16 protein-coding genes are annotated in these 17,769 nt (G+C 68.2%); 13 read left to right on the top strand and 3 right to left on the bottom strand.

Annotation, left to right across the window (positions count from 1 at the left end):
- Positions 1-64: 64 nt before the first annotated feature.
- Positions 65-430 (top strand): NirD/YgiW/YdeI family stress tolerance protein, encoded by a 366-nt coding sequence (locus tag NJD74_RS00675; RefSeq protein ID WP_070471146.1) that lies wholly within the window; start codon positions 65-67, stop codon positions 428-430.
- Between the two features lie 62 nt (positions 431-492).
- Here NJD74_RS00675 and NJD74_RS00680 read toward each other — a convergent pair whose 3' ends face one another.
- Complete coding sequence (locus NJD74_RS00680; protein WP_070471149.1) at positions 493-1,269, bottom strand: helix-turn-helix transcriptional regulator; 777 nt, start codon at positions 1,267-1,269, stop codon at positions 493-495.
- A 96-nt stretch (positions 1,270-1,365) separates the two neighbouring features.
- On the opposite strand from NJD74_RS00680, the gene NJD74_RS00685 reads away from it, so the two are divergent.
- Positions 1,366-2,133, top strand: coding sequence for an alpha/beta hydrolase (locus tag NJD74_RS00685; protein WP_319623463.1), 768 nt, complete (start codon positions 1,366-1,368; stop codon positions 2,131-2,133).
- An 18-nt stretch (positions 2,134-2,151) separates the two neighbouring features.
- On the opposite strand, the gene NJD74_RS00690 is transcribed toward NJD74_RS00685, so the two are convergent.
- Together NJD74_RS00690 and NJD74_RS00695 are read right to left on the bottom strand one after the other, a co-directional pair.
- Positions 2,152-2,799, bottom strand: a complete 648-nt coding sequence (locus NJD74_RS00690; RefSeq protein ID WP_319623464.1) for a hypothetical protein — start codon at positions 2,797-2,799, stop codon at positions 2,152-2,154.
- Positions 2,800-2,985: 186 nt separating this feature from the next.
- Positions 2,986-5,415, bottom strand: coding sequence for a penicillin-binding protein 1A (locus tag NJD74_RS00695; protein WP_070471156.1), 2,430 nt, complete (start codon positions 5,413-5,415; stop codon positions 2,986-2,988).
- 223 nt (positions 5,416-5,638) lie between these two features.
- Here NJD74_RS00695 and NJD74_RS00700 point away from each other — a divergent pair, with 223 nt between their 5' ends.
- The 11 genes from NJD74_RS00700 to NJD74_RS00750 all read left to right on the top strand — a co-directional run bounded on the left by NJD74_RS00700 (position 5,639) and on the right by NJD74_RS00750 (position 17,734).
- Complete coding sequence (locus tag NJD74_RS00700) at positions 5,639-6,697, top strand: pilus assembly protein PilM (RefSeq protein ID WP_019183880.1); 1,059 nt, start codon at positions 5,639-5,641, stop codon at positions 6,695-6,697.
- Positions 6,697-7,527 (top strand): PilN domain-containing protein, encoded by an 831-nt coding sequence (locus tag NJD74_RS00705; RefSeq protein ID WP_070471158.1) that lies wholly within the window; start codon positions 6,697-6,699, stop codon positions 7,525-7,527. The genes NJD74_RS00700 and NJD74_RS00705 overlap by 1 nt, the downstream gene beginning before the upstream one ends.
- Positions 7,524-8,198: a type 4a pilus biogenesis protein PilO gene (locus tag NJD74_RS00710; RefSeq protein WP_019183882.1), complete on the top strand. Its 675-nt coding sequence runs from the start codon at positions 7,524-7,526 to the stop codon at positions 8,196-8,198. The genes NJD74_RS00705 and NJD74_RS00710 overlap by 4 nt, the downstream gene beginning before the upstream one ends.
- On the top strand, positions 8,195-8,731 hold the full coding sequence (locus NJD74_RS00715; protein WP_019183883.1) for a pilus assembly protein PilP: 537 nt from the start codon (positions 8,195-8,197) through the stop codon (positions 8,729-8,731). The genes NJD74_RS00710 and NJD74_RS00715 overlap by 4 nt, the downstream gene beginning before the upstream one ends.
- A 20-nt stretch (positions 8,732-8,751) precedes the next feature.
- Complete coding sequence (locus NJD74_RS00720; RefSeq protein WP_026069885.1) at positions 8,752-10,740, top strand: type IV pilus secretin PilQ family protein; 1,989 nt, start codon at positions 8,752-8,754, stop codon at positions 10,738-10,740.
- A gap of 138 nt (positions 10,741-10,878) precedes the next feature.
- Positions 10,879-11,901, top strand: coding sequence for a MoxR family ATPase (locus NJD74_RS00725; protein WP_070471396.1), 1,023 nt, complete (start codon positions 10,879-10,881; stop codon positions 11,899-11,901).
- 5 nt (positions 11,902-11,906) lie between these two features.
- Positions 11,907-12,830, top strand: coding sequence for a DUF58 domain-containing protein (locus NJD74_RS00730; protein WP_319623465.1), 924 nt, complete (start codon positions 11,907-11,909; stop codon positions 12,828-12,830).
- Positions 12,827-13,288 (top strand): DUF4381 domain-containing protein, encoded by a 462-nt coding sequence (locus NJD74_RS00735; protein ID WP_019183887.1) that lies wholly within the window; start codon positions 12,827-12,829, stop codon positions 13,286-13,288. The genes NJD74_RS00730 and NJD74_RS00735 overlap by 4 nt, the downstream gene beginning before the upstream one ends.
- A complete protein-coding gene (locus tag NJD74_RS00740) occupies positions 13,285-14,292 on the top strand; it encodes a VWA domain-containing protein (protein ID WP_319623466.1) in 1,008 nt (335 codons plus the stop codon). Before NJD74_RS00735 ends, NJD74_RS00740 begins: the two co-directional genes overlap by 4 nt.
- Positions 14,289-16,034: a tetratricopeptide repeat protein gene (locus NJD74_RS00745; protein WP_319623467.1), complete on the top strand. Its 1,746-nt coding sequence runs from the start codon at positions 14,289-14,291 to the stop codon at positions 16,032-16,034. Before NJD74_RS00740 ends, NJD74_RS00745 begins: the two co-directional genes overlap by 4 nt.
- The gene (locus NJD74_RS00750; RefSeq protein WP_319623468.1) at positions 16,031-17,734 is read left to right on the top strand and encodes a BatD family protein; all 1,704 of its coding nucleotides are present in this window, start codon (positions 16,031-16,033) and stop codon (positions 17,732-17,734) included. The genes NJD74_RS00745 and NJD74_RS00750 overlap by 4 nt, the downstream gene beginning before the upstream one ends.
- Positions 17,735-17,769 lie beyond the last annotated feature (35 nt).

The raw sequence follows: 17,769 nt of genomic DNA on the forward strand, positions 1-17,769 counted from the left end.
GCATGGGCCTCACTTCGATCGAGGTACAACCTTGGCGGTCACCCTCACGCCCATGGAGTCCCTCATGAATCGTCTGATCGCCGTAGTCCTCATCGCCGCACCGCTGAGCGTGGTCAGCGCCGGCGCACATGCCCAGTACACCGGCCCTGGCGCAACCAGCGCGGTCACCACCGTCGCCGAAGCACGCGACCAGCGCGATGACCAGCCCGTCGTACTGCAGGGCACGCTGATCGCCAAGATCGGCCACGAACGCTATCGCTTCAAGGATGCCACCGGCGAGATCGACGTCGAGATCGATGACAAGGATCTGCCCGACCGGCAGCCCGTCAGCGCGACGACCGTGGTGGAGCTGCAGGGAGAAGTCGATACGCATCGCTTCAAGCCCACCGATATCGATGTGGAGCATGTGCGGATCATCGGCACGCGCTGATTCTCCTGCACCGTCGGATGCCCCGCATTGCGGGGCGTTTGGCGTTCAGCGCATGGTGATCGTCAGCGTGCTTCCGCGTAACGGCTGGGCGATTCCCCCAGCACGCGGCGGAACGCCGACGAAAACGCGCTTGGGCTGGCGTATCCCAGATCCAGTGCGATCCGCGTGACCGGCTGCCCGGCACCCAGGCGTTCGATCGCGGCGAGCAGGCACACCTGCTGGCGCCATTCGGCAAAGCCCACCCCGGTGTCCGCGCGGAACTGGCGGGTGAACGTGCGCCGGCTCATGCCCGCCTCGGCGGCGACCTCATCGAGCGAGGCGGCGATCGAGGGCGCATCGAACAGCTGCTGGCAGGTGCGCACAAGGCGCGGGTCGCGGGGCAGCGGTGCATGCAGTGACAGGCGTGGCATCGCGGCGATCTCCGCGACCAGCAGCTGCATCAGCCGACCGCCGCGACCGTCCAGGTCGTACATCGCCGGCAGGTCGACCGCATCGTCCATCAGGTGCCGCAGCAGCGCCGATACGGCATACACGCCGCAGCGCGCAGGCAACCGGACCGCCGCCACTTCGTCCGCTGCCACGAACACATTGAGCATCGTGACCGGGCCACGCATCGCCATGGCGTGGGCGACGCCTGCGGGCACCCAGCAGGCACGCTGCGGTGGTACCAGCCAGCGTCCCTCGGGTGTGGTGAGGCTGATGGTGCCGCGCGAGGCAAACGCGAACTGACCGCGCCGGTGCGCGTGATCGGGGAAGACGGATCCGGCGGCGTAGTCGTTGGCGGTGACCACCACGGCGCGAGGTAGATCTTCAAAGGGATCGAGCAGGGTATTGCGCATGGCCCGGATTCTATCGCCATCGGCCTGATATCGACGGCGGGCCACGCGCAGTCGACCTAACATCGCGGCCCGACCTCACGTCCGCACGGTGCAGCCATGCCCACTACTACCTTTCATCGCGTCGGCACTGGCGCCCATCCTGTCCTGGTCCTGCATGGCTGGTTTGGTGACGCCCACGCCTTCGAACCGATCGAGCCATGGCTGTCCGGCGAGGCGTTCAGCTACCTCTTCATGGATTGCCGCGGCTACGGTGGCATGCGCGGGGTGCCCGGTGACTACACGATCGACGAGATCGCCAATGACGCGCTGACCTTGGCCGACACGCTGGGCATCGCGACCTTCAGCCTGGTCGGGCATTCGATGGGTGGCATGGCCATCGAGCGGATCGCGGTGCTCGCCCCGGATCGCGTGCGCGCGCTGGTCGCCGTGGCACCCGTGCCGTGCGGTGGCATCGCCTACGATTCGCCCGCGCGGCAGGTGCTTGAAGCGGCCGCAGGCAGCGTGAGCATCCGTCGGGGCATCATCGATCGCAGCACCGGTGGGCGGTTGCCCGCCGCGTGGCTGGACTGGAAGGCGCAGTACTCGATGGCGCACGCGTCGCCGGAGGCATTCGCGGCGTACTTCCCGGCCTGGGCGGACACGGACTTCAGCATGGAGATCATCGGCCGACATCCGGTGAAGGTGCTGATCGGTGAGCATGATCCCGTGTTCAACGCGGCCCTCATGGACAGGACCTACCTGCACCGCTATCGGCAGGCGACCCTGGAGGTGCTGGAGAATGCGGGTCACTACCCGATGAACGAAACGCCGCTGGCCCTGGTCGCGGCGATCGAGCGCTTTCTGGTCAAGTTCGCCGAGGCCTGAAGGAGGCCGGGCGTCGTTTCAGCGACCGCCCAGATAACCCTCGATCTCGCCGTCCGCCAGCAGCTCACGCAGCTGCGTGGCCGACGCGCGCCGCATCGGCTTCTCGTCGATCGCCGAGAGCGGCGGCTGGCGCAGGCCGTCATACGGCAGCACGGCGATGTCGAAGGTCAGGTCTTCGGCGCTGAACACCCAGACCGGCGCATCCAGGCTGCGCTCGCGGTCCAGCCGCAGCCGGCGCGTCCGTGATTCGGCCGGAATGCCGTGCTCATCGAGATAGCGCTGCACGGCATCGGCATCGTCGCTGTGCACCTGCAGCTGCACGGGACTGTTGGCATCGGCGGTGCCATCGAGCACCGGGCCGCACAGGCGCGGCGAGAACGCCTTGAGGAACTCCATCGCGCGCAGGGCGGCCTCGCGGCGCTGGCGCAGCTGCGCACCGTGGTCGGCACCGGCAAACAGGCGCTGGTACTCACGCAGGGCGTCTTCGATCTCGGTGTTGCGGGGCAGGGAGGCATCGTCATGGATGCCGAGCCGTGTCGCGGCCTTGAGCTTGGCCTGGTGGTAATCGCGGATGCCGCCCTCGGCCATCAGGCGGGCGGCCTCATGCGCCAACTGGTGGCGGCGCTCACGGGTCTGCGTGGCTGCATGCTGACGGGCTCGATGCATGACCGGTACTCCTTGGCGACCTGCACGGCAATGTACACCGGCGATGTGACAGGCGGGTAGAGCCACGCCATGCGTGGCTGTGCCTGCGATCAGGGATTGCGTGCAGCCACCCATGGGGTGGCTCTACCGGGCGATGGGGCGGACGATACGCAGGAGGGGGGCGCCGGGCGTACCCGGCGCACGCAGTCAGAAGATATCGAACGCGGCGTCGTCGGCCTGCGGGGTGTGGCTGTTGAAGTCGTACTCCTCCAGCTTCTCCATGTCTTCGACCTTGACCCACTCGGTGGCGCCGTTGAGCGTGGCCTGGACCATGCCCGACGGCGGCTCGTTCTGTGCGATCGGCGTGTCCTTGAGCGCCACGCGCATGTACTCGATCCAGATCGGCAGGGCGGCGCGGCCGCCGTATTCGCGGTAGCCGAGCGAGCGGAAGTCGTCGCGGCCGACCCACACGGTGGTCGCGTACGGGCCACCGAAACCGGAGAACCAGGCATCGCGGTGATCGTTGGTCGAGCCGGTCTTGCCGCCCACGTCCTCGCGGCCGAGCACCTTGGCCGCGGTGCCGGTGCCGCGCTGGACCACGTCGCGCATCATCGAGTTCAGCTGGTACGCGGTACGCGCATCGATCGCGCGCGGCGCGACCTTGGCATCCGGGTTGACCGGCACCGGGCCCGGTGCCTCGGCAGCGGCGGTCGCCTGCTGGGGCTTGGCCGGTGCGGTGTTTGCCGCCGGCGCGGAGCCGAAGTTGAAGCCGTCCACCACCTGGCTGACCGGCACGCCGCTGTTGCCGGCGCAATCGCGGCAGGCAACAGCCGGGTTTTCCTTGAACACTTCCACGCCATCACGGTCGGTGACCCGATCGATCAGCCAGGTATCGACCCGCGAGCCGCCGTTGGCGAACACCGCGTAACCGCGGGCCACCGAGAGCGGGGTCAGCGACGCGGTGCCCAGCGACATCGACAGGTTCGGCGGCAGCTCGGCCTCGGCGAAGCCGAATTCGCTGATGTACTTGCGCGCGTAATCCACGCCCATGCCGTCGAGCAGGCGCACCGAGACCAGGTTGCGCGACTGCACCAGCGCTTCACGCAGGCGCATCGGGCCACGGAAGCCGCCGCCATCGTTCTGCGGCGACCAGGTCTTGCCGCGGCGGTCGCGGAACACGACCGGGGCGTCGAGCACGATCGAGGCCGGGTTGAAGCCCTTGTCGAAGGCCGCCGCGTAGATGAAGGGCTTGAAGCTCGAGCCCGGCTGGCGGCGCGCCTGGGTGGCGCGGTTGAACTTGTTGCCCGAGAAGCTGAAGCCACCGACCAACGCTTTCAGTGCGCCGTTTTCGGCATCCAGCGAGACCAGCGCAGCCTGGCCGCGCGGGATCTGGTCGAGCAGCCACTCGCCTTCTTTCTCGCCGGCGCGCACGCGCACGATGTCGCCGCGGGTGACCAGTTTGGCCGGAGTCTTGTTGGTCCAGCGCGCGGCGTTGGCCGGCAGCACCACTTCGCTGCGGTTGCCCAGCACCACGGTGGCGCTGCCATCGGCCGCGGTGGTGGCGACGATCGCCGGCAGCAGGCCGGTCTGCGCCGGAATGCCGGACAGCTTGGTGGCCAGCGCGGCGGCGTCGGCGTCGGCCGGGACCTCCACGTGCTGCTCCACCCCGTGCCAACCGTGGCGGTGGTCGTAGGCCAGCAGGCCGTCGCGCACCGAGAGGTTGGCTGCGGTCTGCAGTTCGGCGTTGATCGTGGTGGTCACGTGGTAACCCTTGTTGACCACGTCGCCGCCGAAGCGGGCGATCATTTCCTGGCGGACCAGCTCGGCCACGTACGGGGCCTCCACCTGCAGCGGCGGCTCATGCGCGGTGGCGTGCATCGGCACGGCCTTGGCCGCGTCGGCCTCGGCCTGGGAGATGAAGCCCAGGTTGGCCATGCGCTGCAGCACATAGAAGTCGCGGCGCTCGCGGGCGCGCTCGGGGTTGCTGAGCGGGTTGCCGCTGGAGGGGAACTTGGGGATGCCGGCCAGCGAGGCCATTTCGTCCAGGTCCAGCTCGCCCAGCTTCTTGCCGTAGTAGAACTCGGCCGCGGCGGCCACGCCGTAGGCGCGGTTGCCGAAGAAGCTCTTGTTGAGATACAGCTCGAAGATCTCGTCCTTGCTCAGCTCGCTCTCGATCTTCCGCGCCAGCAGGATCTCGGCCAGCTTGCGGGTGTAGCTGTACTCCGAGCTCAGGAAGAACTGGCGGGCGACCTGCTGGGTGATGGTCGAACCACCGGGCACGCGCTTGTCGTTGGTGGTGGCCAGCAGCCACACCGCGCGGCCGATGCCCTTGTAGTCCACGCCGCCGTGCTCGTAGAAGCGCGCGTCCTCGGTGGCCAGGAAGGCCTGCTTGAGGCGCTCGGGGACGTCCTTCATGGTGATGGGGGTGCGCCGGGTCTCGCCGAACACCGCCATCAGCTTGCCATCGCTGGCATAGACGTACATGGGCTCCTGCATCTCGACGTCGCGCAGGGTCTGCACGTCCGGGAGCTTGGAGGAGACGGCGTAGTAAAGGCCGCCGGCAACCGCGGCGCCGATCAATGCCAGGACCAGGAACGCGACCAGCATCCAGCGCAGCCAACGGCGAAGACGTGTCATCAGTGACAGATTCCGATTGCGAATTTCGTGGTCGCAGAGTATAGATTACGCAAGGGAACGGCTGGGGGTGTTCCCGGGGAGAGCAGTCGATCACCGTCTGGGGACGCGTGAAACGAGCAGTGATGCCCGTTTTACAGCTTGACGGTTGCGATTTGCAAAAAAAACGTTATTAATGCGCGGTCGCAGGTTCTGCGTCCAAGTGCCCATCGGCAGGGGAGAAACCGTGGGGCTTATCCCAAAAAGCCAGTCGCCTCTTATCGGCGTCGATATCAGCTCGACTGCAGTAAAGCTGTTGCAGTTATCCCGCAGCGGCAATCGTTTCCGCGTGGAACATTACGCCGTGGAACCACTCCCGCCGAATGCGGTCGTGGAAAAGAACATCGTGGAGGTCGAAGCGGTCGGGGAGGCCATTCGACGTGCCGTGAACCGCTCCGGAACCAAGGCACGCCATGCGGCGGCAGCCGTGGCCGGGTCGGCCGTGATCACCAAGCTGATCCCGATGCCCGCCGACCTGGATGAGAACGACATGGAAGCCCAGGTCGAGCTCGAGGCGGTCAACTACATCCCGTACCCGATCGAGGAAGTGAATCTCGACTTCGAAGTGCTGGGTGCGATTCCGAATAACCCGGAAATGGTCCAGGTGCTGCTGGCCGCCTCGCGTTCAGAGAACGTCGAGCTGCGCCAGTCGGCACTGGAGCTGGGCGGGCTGGTGGCGCGGGTCATGGACGTGGAGGCCTTCGCGGTCGAGAACGCCTTTGCCCTGGTCGCCAGCGAGCTGCCGGTGGCCAGTGATGGCGTGGTCGCGCTGGTGGACATCGGCGCCACCATGACCACCCTGAATGTCCTGCGTGGCGGCCGCAGCCTGTACAGCCGCGAACAGGTGTTCGGCGGCAAGCAGCTGACCGACGAAGTGATGCGCCGTTACGGGCTGACCTACGAAGAGGCCGGCCTGGCCAAGCGCCAGGGCGGGCTGCCGGAAAGCTACGAGATGGAAGTGCTCGAGCCGTTCAAGGAAGCCACGGTCCAGCAGATCAGTCGCCTGCTGCAGTTCTTCTATGCAGGCAGCGAGTTCAACCGGGTCGACCACATCGTGCTCGCCGGCGGCTGCGCGGCCCTGACCGGCCTGCCGGACATGGTGGAAGAGCAGCTGGGCGTGGCCACTGTGGTGGCCAACCCGCTGGCACAGATGACCCTGGGCCCGAAGGTGCAGGCACACGCCCTGGCCCAGGACGCCCCGGCGCTGATGATCGCCACCGGTCTGGCCCTGAGGAGCTTTGACTGATGGCGCGCATCAATTTATTGCCCTGGCGCGCCGAGCGGCGCAAGCAACGCCAGCGCGACTTCTACGCGATGCTCGGTGCCGCCGCCATCGGCGGTCTGCTGCTGTCGCTGTTGATCTGGTTCTATTACGACCGCCAGGTCAGCGGGCAGGTGGATCGCAACACCTTCCTGCAGGCCGAGATCGACAAGGTCAAGGAGCAGAACAAGGAAATCGAGCGCCTGGACCGCCAGAAGGACCGCCTGCTGGCACGCAAGGGCGTGATCGAGGAACTGCAGGCCAAGCGCTCGCAGATGGTGCATCTGTTCGATGCGCTGGTGCGGACCATTCCGGACGGGGTGGTGCTGACCACGCTCAAGCAGGAAGGCGACGTGCTGACCCTGGAAGGGCGCACGCAGTCCAATGCGCGCGTCAGTGCCTACATGCGCAACCTGGAAAGCTCGGGCTGGATGACCAACCCGGAGCTGTCGATCATCGAGGCCAAGGCGCCGGACAAGGAGAAGACCTCCACCGCCCCCGGGCAGCTGCTGGACATCAAGTCCCTGCCGTACATGTTCGTGGTCAAGGTGAACCTGCCCGCACAGAGCGATGCCGCCCTGTCCGCGGATGGTTCTGTGGTCGATACCACCGCCGCCGCCGCGCCGGTTGCCCCGGTCGCCCCGCTGTCCGCCGCCCCGGCCGCGCCATCGCAGGATCCGGCCGCCGCACCGGCAGGGTCGGCCGCTTCGGACGCCGCCGCACCGGCCAAGCCGGCCGGTAGCCGCATTGTTCCGACCACGCCGCCCGCACCTCCGCCGGCGCCTGCCAATGCGCCGGAGGGGAGCCAGCAATGAGCCAGAAAATCAACCTCAAAGAGCTGGATTTCAACAACATCGGCAACTGGCCGCAGCAGGCCAAGGTTGTGTTCTGCGTCGTCCTCGCCCTGTTCATCGTGGTCATGGGCTGGTTCCTGCTGATCAGCGGCAAGCGCGACGAACTCTCGGCCCTGGTCAACAAGGAAGCCGAGCTGCGCACCGAGTTCGAGAAAGAGCAGGGCCGTGCCGTCAATCTGGAGCCGCTCAAGCAGCAGCTGACCCAGATGGAGCAGGTGCTGCAGCAGATGCTGCGCCAGTTGCCCAGCAAGACCGAAATGCCGGATCTGATCATCGACATCTCGCAGACGGCGCTCTCCAGCGGGCTGGCCAACGAGCTGTTCCAGCCCGGTGCCGAGCAGCCCAAGGAGTTCTACGCAGAAAAGCCGATCGCCCTGCGCATGGTGGGCAGTTACCACCAGTTCGGTGCCTTCGTCAGTGGCGTGGCCTCGCTGCCGCGCGTGGTCATCCTGACCATGCACGACATCAACCTGAAGCCCAAGGATCCCAAGACCGGCATCACCGCCCGCAGCGGTGCGCTGGAGTTGTCCGGAACGGTCAAGACCTACCGTTACCTGGATGACGTGGAGATGGAAGCCCAGGAGAAAGCCGCTGCCGAGCAGGAAAAGGCCGCCAAGGGAGGCCGGAAATGAGCCGCTTGAACCCGACCGCACGGGTATGCGGCCTGTTGGGCGTGGTGCTGCTGGCCGGCTGCGCCCGCGGCGTGACCAGCACGCCCGGCGATGCACCGAACCTGGAAAAGTGGGTGGCCGACGTGCGTGCACGCCCGGCACCGCCGCTGGAACCGTTGCCGGTGATGCAGCAGTTCGAGACGTTTGAGTATTCCGCGCAGGGGATGCGCGACCCGTTCACCGACGCCTGGACCAATCCGCAAGGGGGATCGGGGCTGCGTCCGGATCCGAACCGCCGCAAGGAGCCGCTGGAAGATTTCCCGCTGGACAGCCTGGACATGGTGGGTTCGATCGGCCGTGGGGGCGGACTCGTCGTGCTGGTGATGGCACCGGACAAGGTCACCTATCGGGTGCGTCCGGGCGTCTATCTGGGGCAGAGCGACGGGCGGGTGACCGGGGTCTTCGAGGACCGGATTGAGCTGATTGAACTGGTGCCGGATGGCGCGGGTGGCTGGCTGGAACGGCCGGCAACGCTCGCGCTTGAAGATCAATGAATGATTATGGGGATAGCACGATGACCTTTTCCAACGCCCTGCGGCTGCGTCCGGTCCGGCGGCAGAAGCTGATCCACCTGTGCGCGCTGGGAGTCGCGCTCATGGTGGCCAACGGCACGCTGATGGCGGCCACGCCCAGCGGCGCCGTGCCCAAACCGGCGGCCACCACCGCGCCGGCGACTGCGCCGGCCTCGCTGTCGGTGTCCAAGATCGACTTCAAGCGCGGCGACGATGGCGCCGGCCGGCTGATCCTGCAGTTTGACGGTCAGGGCGCCAGCCCGGATCTGCGCAGCCAGGGCAACAGCGTCGTCATCGACGTGGGTAATGCGCGCCTGCCGGAAAGCTTGCAGAAGCCGATCAACGTGACCGACTTCGCCACCCCGGTGCAGCGCATCGACGCCAAGCCGTATGGCGGCGGCACCCAGCTGGTGCTCAACACCAACACCGCGTTCGAATCGCTTGCCTACCAGAGCGGCAACGAGTACGTGGTGGAGATCAGCCCGCGCCAGGCGGCCCCGGCAACCGGTGCGGTCAATGCCGCCACGGTCAGCCAGGCGGCGGCGTCCGTCGCCCAGCGCGGCTACAGCGGCAAGCCGGTGACCTTCAACTTCCAGGACGTGCCGGTACGCACCGTGCTGCAGCTGGTGGCCGAGGAATCCAACCTCAACGTGGTCGCCTCCGACAGCGTGCAGGGCAACGTGACCCTGCGCCTGATCAACGTGCCGTGGGACCAGGCGCTGGACATCGTGCTGCGCGCCAAGGGCCTGGACAAGCGCCGCGATGGCGGCGTGATCTGGGTTGCACCGCAGCCGGAGCTGGCCAAGTTCGAGCAGGACAAGGAAGACGCGCGCATCGCGATCGAGAATCGCGAGGACCTGGTCACCGATTACATCCAGATCAACTACCACAACGCTGCGGTGATCTTCAAAGCGCTGACCGAGGCCAAGGGTATCGGCGGCGGCAACAGCGGCAGCGGCGGCAGTGGCAGTGGCAGCAATTCGCAGGAAGAAAGTGGCTTCCTGTCCTCGCGTGGCCGGATCGTGGCCGACGAGCGCACCAATACGCTGATGATCAGCGACATCCCGAAGAAGATCGCGCGGATGCGCGAGCTGATCAACGTGATCGACCGTCCGGTCGATCAGGTGCTGATCGAAAGCCGGATCGTGATCGCCACCGACACCTTCGCACGCGAGCTCGGCGCGAAGTTCGGCATCAGCGGCAGCCGCGACAACGTGTACTTCAGCGGCGACCTCGGGCAGAACGGCAAGAACATCAACGACCGTGCGGCCAAGGACTTCGAATACCAGAAGGCCATCAACGAGTGGGTGGCCGGAGGCCGCACCGGCGCGATCCCGGTCCGTGCGCCGTCCACCATCAACAGCGGGTTGAACTGGAACCTGCCGGTGGACGCGCTCAAGAGCCCCGGCTCGCTGGCGCTGTCGATCCTCAATGCCGGTTATCTGCTGGACGTCGAACTGTCGGCCATGCAGGAAGAATCCCGCGGCGAAGTGATCTCCAACCCGCGCGTGGTGACCACCAACCAGCGCGAAGCGGTGATCAAGCAGGGTAAGGAAATCGGCTACGTCACCATCAGCGGTGGCGGTGCCGGCGGTGTGGCCCAGGCCAACGTGCAGTTCAAGGAAGTGGTGCTGGAGTTGAAGGTCACCCCGACCATCACCAACGACAACCGCGTGTTCCTGAACATGGCGGTCAAGAAGGATGAAGTGGACAGCTACATCGTCCTGGATGGCTACGGCACCGTGCCGACCATCAACCGCCGGGAAGTGAACACCGCCGTGCTGGTCGATGATGGCCAGACCGTGGTGATCGGCGGCGTGTATGAGTTCACCGACCGCAACAGCGTCAACAAGGTACCGTTCCTGGGTGACGTGCCGTTCCTGGGCAATCTGTTCAAGAAGCGCAGCCGCAACAAGGACAAGGCCGAACTGCTGGTGTTCGTGACCCCCAAGGTGCTGCGCGTGTCCCGGACCACCCCGGCCGTGAATTGATACGCACCCTCATGCAGTGAGGAAAGGGCCGCCGCGCGCGGCCCTTTCTGCGTTCAGCCAATCTTGATGTCGTAACCGGCGCTGTCCTGCCATCATGGCGATGGAACCTCTGCCCACCGTGGAGGTCACATGGATGCCATGAATCTGCCGCCCCCCATGCCCGATACCCCCACGCCCGCTCCGGTGGAGCACGACCGCCTGCACGATGCCTTCCGCGCGCTGCGCGATGGTCTGTCGTCCGAAATCGTCGGCCAGAGCGCGCTCGTCGAGCGCCTGCTGACCGCACTGCTGGCGGATGGCCACCTGCTGGTCGAAGGCGCCCCGGGCCTGGCCAAGACCACCGCGATCCGTGCCCTGGCCGCCCGGCTGGATGCGGATTTCTCGCGCGTGCAGTTCACCCCGGACCTGCTGCCGGCCGACCTGACCGGTACCGAAATCTGGCGCCCGCAGGAAGGGCGGTTCGAGTTCGTGCCCGGCCCGATCTTCCATCCCATCCTGCTTGCCGACGAAATCAACCGCGCCCCGGCCAAGGTGCAGTCCGCGCTGCTCGAAGCCATGGGCGAGCGCCAGGTCACCGTGGGCCGGCATACCTATCCGCTGCCCTCGCTGTTCCTGGTGATGGCCACGCAGAACCCGATCGAGCAGGAAGGCACCTTCCCGCTGCCCGAAGCCCAGCTGGACCGCTTCCTGATGCATGTGCGGATCGGCTATCCCGATTCGGATGCGGAGACCGAAATCCTGCGCCTGGCCCGCGAGCGCGCCCGCGAGGCGCTGTCCACGCCGGCCGCCGCGCCGGCCCGCATGCCGCTGAGCGATGTGTTCGCCGCGCGCAAGGCGGTGCTGTCGCTGCACGTGGCACCGGCGCTGGAGCGTTACCTGATCGAGATCGTGCTGGCCTCGCGCGATGCCGCCCGCTACGACCCGGCACTGGCCCGGCGCATCGCCTGGGGCGCCAGCCCGCGTGGCTCTATCGCGCTGGAACGCTGTGCGCGTGCGCGCGCCTGGCTGGCCGGGCGTGACTTCGTCACCCCGGAAGATGTGCGCAACGTGGCGCCGGACGTACTGCGCCACCGCGTGCTGCCCAGCTACGAAGCCACCGCCGAAGGCTGGGATGGTGAGCGCCTGGTCGCCGAGCTGCTGGCCCGCGTGCCGGCGCCCTGAGCGCGATGGAGACCCCCGTGCATACGGCCACGCCGCTGGAGGGTGATGGCCTGCGGCCGAGCCTGGCCGAGCTGGTGGCGCTGCGCCGCAGTGCGCATCGCGCACCGCCGGCACGCCGTGGCCGCCTCGGTCATGCCGGCAGTGCGCCGTCACCGGCGCGGGGCCGGGGCATGGAGTACGCCGAGTCCCGCGACTACGTGCCGGGGGATGATGCGCGGCATATCGACTGGCGGGTCACCGCGCGCACCGGGCGGGCCCACACCAAGCTGTTCCAGGCCGAGCGCGAACGTTTGACGCTGCTGGTCGCCGACACCGATCCGGTGCTGTATTTCGGCACCCGGGTCCGCTTCAAATCCGTGCAGGCCGCACGCGTCGGCGCGGTCGCGGCATGGCTGGCGCAGCGCCAGGGCGATCGCCTCGCCGCCGTGCGGGGCAGTACCCAGGAGCCGCCGATCGCACCGGCCGGTGGCACCCGCGGGGTGCTGCGCGTGCTGGATGCCCTGACCCGCTGGTATGCCGAACCGCCTGCCGAAGATGCCGGGTTGGATCGCGCGCTGGAGCAGGCGGCACGGTTGCTGCGTCCTGGCGCACGCGTGGTCGTGCTGGCCGATCCGGCGCGCGCCTCCACCATCACCGTTGCCCGCTGGGCTGCGCTGGCCATGCACCACGAAGTGGTGGTGATGCTGCTGGTCGATCCGCTGGAAAAGGCGCCTCCCGCCGATGCGTTGCCGTTCCTCTCGCAGGGACGTCGCGTCCTGCTTGATCTGGGCAATGCGGCAGTGCGCGAGCACTGGCGCGAACGATTCGTCGCGCCCCTGGATGCATTGCAGACCACCTTGTCCGCTCGCCGGATCCAGGTGCACGTAGTCTCTACCGATGACGCCAGCGACAGCTGGTTGAGCCCGCTGCCGACCGCGGTGGTGGCATGAGCGCGGCCGCGTCGCTGCCGCTGCGCGATGTGCAGCTGCCGCCGTCACCGCCATGGTGGCCGCCCGCACCGGGCTGGTGGCTGGTGTTCGCCGCGCTCGTGCTGGTGGTGGCCGCGATCTGGGTCTGGCAGTGGCGTGCGCGGCGCGCGCGCCAGCGGTGGCTGGAGCTGTTCGATGCCGAGGTCGACCAGGCCGGCTCGCCGGTACTGCAGGTTGCTGCGATCGCTTCCCTGCTGCGCCGTGCGGCGCGCCGGTACCAGCCAGGCGCGGAGCGTCTGCAAGGGCCGGCGTGGCTGGCGTTCCTGGATGAGAACAACAGCCGCGCCTTCTCCGACGGCGACGGCGCACTGCTGCTGGACGGTGGCTATCGGCCAAGCGTGGATGCCGAGGCGGTGCAGCGGCTGCGCGTGCTCGCGCGCCGTCGTTATCTGTCGCTGCTTACGGAGCGGCGCCGATGATCGCGATCACGCTGCCGACGTGGTTGAGCTGGGTCGACAGCCTGGCCTGGCCCTGGATGCTGCTGGCGCTGCCGTTGCCGATCCTCATGCGCTGGTGGCCGTCGCGCCCCGGCGCGGGCGCCGCGCTGCGGGTGCCCTATGCCGCCGACCAGCTGCAGTCGCTCGGTGCTGCCCCGGGCGGTGCGGGGCCACGGCTGGGGCGTGCATTGTTGTGGCTGGCCTGGGCCTGCCTGTGCGTGGCCGCCGCGCGACCGCAGCAGCTCGGCGATGCAGTGACGCCGCCACAGCAGGGCCGGCAGATGATGCTGGCAGTGGATGTGTCCGGCAGCATGAGCGAGGCGGACATGATGTTCGGCAACCAGGTGGTCGAGCGGCTGACCGCGGCCAAGGCGGTGCTCGCCGACTTCCTGGACCGCCGCGTCGGCGATCGTGTCGGCCTGCTGATCTTCGGCGAGCGCGCCTACACGCTCACGCCGTTGACCGCCGACCTCACCAGCGTGCGTGACCAGCTGCGCGACAGCGTGGTCGGCCTGGCCGGGCGCGAGACGGCGATCGGCGATGCGATCGCGCTGGCGGTCAAACGCCTGCGTGAACAACCCCAGGGCCAGCGCGTGCTGATCCTGCTCACCGACGGCGTCAGCAATGCCGGCGTCCTCGAACCGCTGCGCGCGGCCGAACTCGCCCAGGCCGAAGGCGTGCGCGTGTACACCGTGGCCTTCGGCGGCGATGGCGGCATCAGTCTGTTCGGCGTGCAGATCGCGCCGGGCGACGACCCGGTGGACGAGGCGACCTTGAACAGGATTGCCGAGCTCACCGGTGGCCGCTCGTTCCGCGCGCGCAATACCGATGAGCTGGCCGGCATCTATGCCGAGCTGGAGCGGCTGGAACCGGTCAAATCGACGGGCACGGCGGTGCGGCCGCGGATCGAGCGCTACGCGCCGCCGCTGGCATTGGCGTTGCTGCTGGCCGGCCTGGCCTGGCTGCTGCCGAGGCGCTGGATATGAGCGCGAGCTGGAACGCCCTGCATTTCATGCGCCCCGAGGCCCTGTGGGCGCTGCTCGCGCTGCCGCTGCTGGTGGCGATCTGGTGGTTGCGCCGGCGCCGGGCCAACGTGTGGCGGCAGACCGTGGATGCGCATCTGCTACGCTACCTGCTGGTCGGCCGCGACCGTCGCGCCTGGGGCGGGTTGGTGCTGTTGCTGTCCGGTACGGTGATCGCGATCGTGGCCCTGGCCGGTCCCTCGTGGCGGCAGGTCGCCCAACCGTTGTGGCAGACGCCGTCGCCGCTGGTGGTTGCGCTGGATCTCTCTTCGCGGGTGACCGCGACCGATCTGCCACCGTCGCGCCTGCTCCAGGCACGCGCCAAACTGGCCACACTGCTGCGCGAACGCCAGGGCGGTGAAGTCGCCCTGCTGGTGTACGCCGATGACGCCTACACGGTGGCGCCGCTGACCGACGACATGGCCAATGTCGCCCTCTACCTGGATGCCTTGGCACCGGACGTGATGCCACGCGATGGCCAGCGCGCGGACCGTGCGCTGGAAACGGCGGTGAAGCTGCTGCAGCAATCCGGCGCACGCGGTGGCGACATTCTGCTGCTGACCGATCGCGCCGATGCCGATGCAGAACAGGCGGCGGCCTCGGCACGCGCGCAGGGTTTCGTGGTCTCCGTGCTCGGCCTGGGTACCCCGCAGGGCGCGGCCTACCGCAATGGCGAAGGCCAGATCGTGCCCGCGCGGCTGGAAGAGGGCACCCTGCGCGGCGTCGCCAGCCGCGGCGGCGGTCGTTATGCCCGCATCGCCTCCGACGACAAGGATCTGGCCGCGCTGGACGTGTTGATCCCGCGGGTCAGTGCCGATGACAGCCGCGAAGGGCAGGGCCGCACCTGGCGCGATGAAGGTTTCTGGCTGCTGCCGCCGCTGATGGTGCTGGCCCTGTTTGCGTTCCGGCGGCGCGGCGCACTGGCGGTGCTGGTGATGATGGCGGCAGTGCCGATGGCGCTGCCCACGACGGCGCACGCCGCTGAAGGAACGTGGTGGCAACGCGCCGACCAGGTCGATCAGCAACGCTTGTCCAGCGGCGTGGATGCGTACCGCAAGGGCGACTTCAAGGCCGCGCAGCAGCAGTTCGAGGGCATCGACACCGACGCCGGCTGGTACAACCTCGGCAACGCATTGGCGCGCCAGGGGCAGTACGACGCGGCGATCGAGGCCTATGACCGCGCGTTGAAGAAGCATCCCGGCATGGCTGATGCGGTGGCCAACCGCGCCGCGGTCGACGCCGCCCGGAAGCGCAAGCCGCCGCAGAACAACGACCAGAACAACGATCAGAAGGACGGAAAGAACCCGCCCGAAAAGCCCGACGCCGGCAGGAATCAGGGACAGGGCAAGGAGGGTGACGGTTCGCCGCCGCAGGACAAGGGCGAGCCGGGGCAGTCACCGCCGCCCTCGTCCGGTGATCCGAAGGATGGCCTCTCCCAGGGCGAGAAGTCACCGCAGGCCGCCGACAGCCAGGCGCAGGCCGAGGCCGACGCCGCCCAGCGCGAGCGCATGCAGCAGGCGATGCAGCGCCAAGGGAACAACGACGGCAACGACAAGGCCCAGGGCCAGGTCAGCGGCACCCCGCAGCAGCGTGAGCAGCAGCAGGCAGTCGAGGCCTGGATGCGGCGCGTACCGGATGATCCGGGCAGCCTGCTGCGGGCCAAGTTCCAGCTGGAAAACGAACGCAGGAAACGGGAAGGGCGATGACACACTCCACGATACAGCGCTGGTTGCGCGCCGGACTCGTCCTGCTGCTATGCGCGAGCCTGGCCGCGCAGGCACAGACCCGGGCATGGCTTGATCGTGACCAGATCACCGACAGCGACACCGTCACGCTCAACATTGAATCCGATGCGGGCGGTGGTGCGCCGGACTATGCACCGCTGCGGACCGACTTCGATCTCAGCAGCCAGACCAGCAGCCGCCAGGTGCAGTGGAGCAATGGCGCGATGACCTCGCGCGCGTTGTATGCGGTGGCGCTCAGCCCGAAGCGGAGCGGCACGCTGCAGGTTCCCGCCCTGCAGGTTGGCAGCAGCCGTACGCAGCCGCTGACGCTGCAGGTCGGTGCCAGCAGCGCATCGGCCCCCGCCGCGGCCACGGGCAACGCCGCCGTGTTCCTGGAAACCGAGGTCGATGATCCGACGCCGTACGTGCAGCAGAGTGTCGGCGTGGTGGTGCGCCTGTTCTACGCCGCGCAACTGCTCAGTGGTGAACTGGTGCTCGATACGCCGGCCGGTGCATCGCTGCAGCGGGTGGGCGAAGACCGCACCCTGGTGCGCGAGGTCAATGGCCGCCGCTACAACGTGGTGGAACGTCGTTTCCTGCTGATCCCCGAGCGCAGCGGAGCGCTGGTGCTGCCAGCGGCCCAGTTCAACGGGCGCAGCGCGGGCGGCTTTTTCAACGACATGTTCGGTGGCGATGGCCGCCTGCGCGCCGCATCGGCCGAGCGCACGCTGCAGGTCCAGGCGCAGCCCGCGTCTGCCCCGCAGCCGTGGCTGCCGCTGCATGGGCTGCGCCTGCGCTACACCGCCGCGCCCACCACCGGCCGTGCCGGAGAAGCGGCCACCATCGTGGTCGAAGCCGTGGCCGAGGGCGCGACCAAGGCGCAGTTCCCGGAGCTGCCGGTGCCCGATGTCGGGCCAGGTGCGCAGGTCTTCGCCGAGCCGCCGCAGTTCGATGAAACCTTCAACGGCAGCACGCCGCAGCTCACGCTGACCCGGCGCTTCGCGATCGTGCCGCGCCAGGCCGGTGCGCTGACGGTGCCGGGGCTGCGCATGGCGTGGTGGGACGTGGCGGCCGGTCAGCCGCGCAACGCGAGCCTGCCGGACCTGCAGCTGGATATCGCCGCCGGCGTCGGCGGCAGTGCCGCAGCACCCCTGCCGGTGGACACCACCTCGGCCCTGCCGGGTGAGCCGGCCACGGCGTCCACCGATCTGCAGTTGGCGCCTGCGCAGGCCGCGCCACGTCCCTGGGGCTGGATCGCCCTGTCGGCCGGCCTGGCCGTGCTGTGGCTGTTGACCCTGGCCTGGGGCTGGCGCCGACGGCGGCGCCCGGCGGTCGTGCGGGGCACCAAGGGGGGCGTATCCATCACCGCGTCGGGGAGTCCGTACACCCGCGCCGACCTGCGCCGGGCGATGGAAGCCGGCGGATTGGACGAGATCATCGCGGTGCTGGCGGGAATGGGCGGTGTGCAGACGTTCGAGCAGGTGCTCGAGCGCCTCGACGACGCACAGCAGCGGGCGGCGCTGGTCCAGATGCAGCAGGTCCGCTGGGGCGGGCAGGGCGGCGATGTCGGCCAGGCCCGACAGGATCTGCGGCGCGCCTTCCATGACGGACCGCACTGGCGGCCCCCTGCGGCCACGCAGAACAATGGCCTGGCACCGCTGTACCCATCTGCGCATTCATAAAAAGGCGTGTCGGTCAGGGCGGCCGGCTTTGCTAA

Source organism: Stenotrophomonas sp. RG-453 (assembly GCF_033843685.1).
In the GTDB taxonomy this organism is placed as follows: Bacteria; Pseudomonadota; Gammaproteobacteria; order Xanthomonadales; family Xanthomonadaceae; genus Stenotrophomonas; species Stenotrophomonas bentonitica_A.

Bases quoted from the DNA above. Each gene is read 5' to 3' on its own strand.
- NJD74_RS00685 (WP_319623463.1), top strand. From the start codon at position 1,366: ATGCCCACTACTACCTTTCATCGCGTCGGCACTGGCGCCCATCCTGTC.
- NJD74_RS00680 (WP_070471149.1), bottom strand. From the start codon at position 1,269: ATGCGCAATACCCTGCTCGATCCCTTTGAAGATCTACCTCGCGCCGTG.
- NJD74_RS00715 (WP_019183883.1), top strand. From the start codon at position 8,195: ATGAGCCGCTTGAACCCGACCGCACGGGTATGCGGCCTGTTGGGCGTG.
- NJD74_RS00710 (WP_019183882.1), top strand. From the start codon at position 7,524: ATGAGCCAGAAAATCAACCTCAAAGAGCTGGATTTCAACAACATCGGC.
- NJD74_RS00735 (WP_019183887.1), top strand. From the start codon at position 12,827: ATGAGCGCGGCCGCGTCGCTGCCGCTGCGCGATGTGCAGCTGCCGCCG.
- NJD74_RS00740 (WP_319623466.1), top strand. From the start codon at position 13,285: ATGATCGCGATCACGCTGCCGACGTGGTTGAGCTGGGTCGACAGCCTG.
- NJD74_RS00750 (WP_319623468.1), top strand. From the start codon at position 16,031: ATGACACACTCCACGATACAGCGCTGGTTGCGCGCCGGACTCGTCCTG.
- NJD74_RS00725 (WP_070471396.1), top strand. From the start codon at position 10,879: ATGAATCTGCCGCCCCCCATGCCCGATACCCCCACGCCCGCTCCGGTG.
- NJD74_RS00730 (WP_319623465.1), top strand. From the start codon at position 11,907: ATGGAGACCCCCGTGCATACGGCCACGCCGCTGGAGGGTGATGGCCTG.
- NJD74_RS00695 (WP_070471156.1), bottom strand. From the start codon at position 5,415: ATGACACGTCTTCGCCGTTGGCTGCGCTGGATGCTGGTCGCGTTCCTG.
- NJD74_RS00745 (WP_319623467.1), top strand. From the start codon at position 14,289: ATGAGCGCGAGCTGGAACGCCCTGCATTTCATGCGCCCCGAGGCCCTG.
- NJD74_RS00675 (WP_070471146.1), top strand. From the start codon at position 65: ATGAATCGTCTGATCGCCGTAGTCCTCATCGCCGCACCGCTGAGCGTG.
- NJD74_RS00690 (WP_319623464.1), bottom strand. From the start codon at position 2,799: ATGCATCGAGCCCGTCAGCATGCAGCCACGCAGACCCGTGAGCGCCGC.
- NJD74_RS00720 (WP_026069885.1), top strand. From the start codon at position 8,752: ATGACCTTTTCCAACGCCCTGCGGCTGCGTCCGGTCCGGCGGCAGAAG.
- NJD74_RS00705 (WP_070471158.1), top strand. From the start codon at position 6,697: ATGGCGCGCATCAATTTATTGCCCTGGCGCGCCGAGCGGCGCAAGCAA.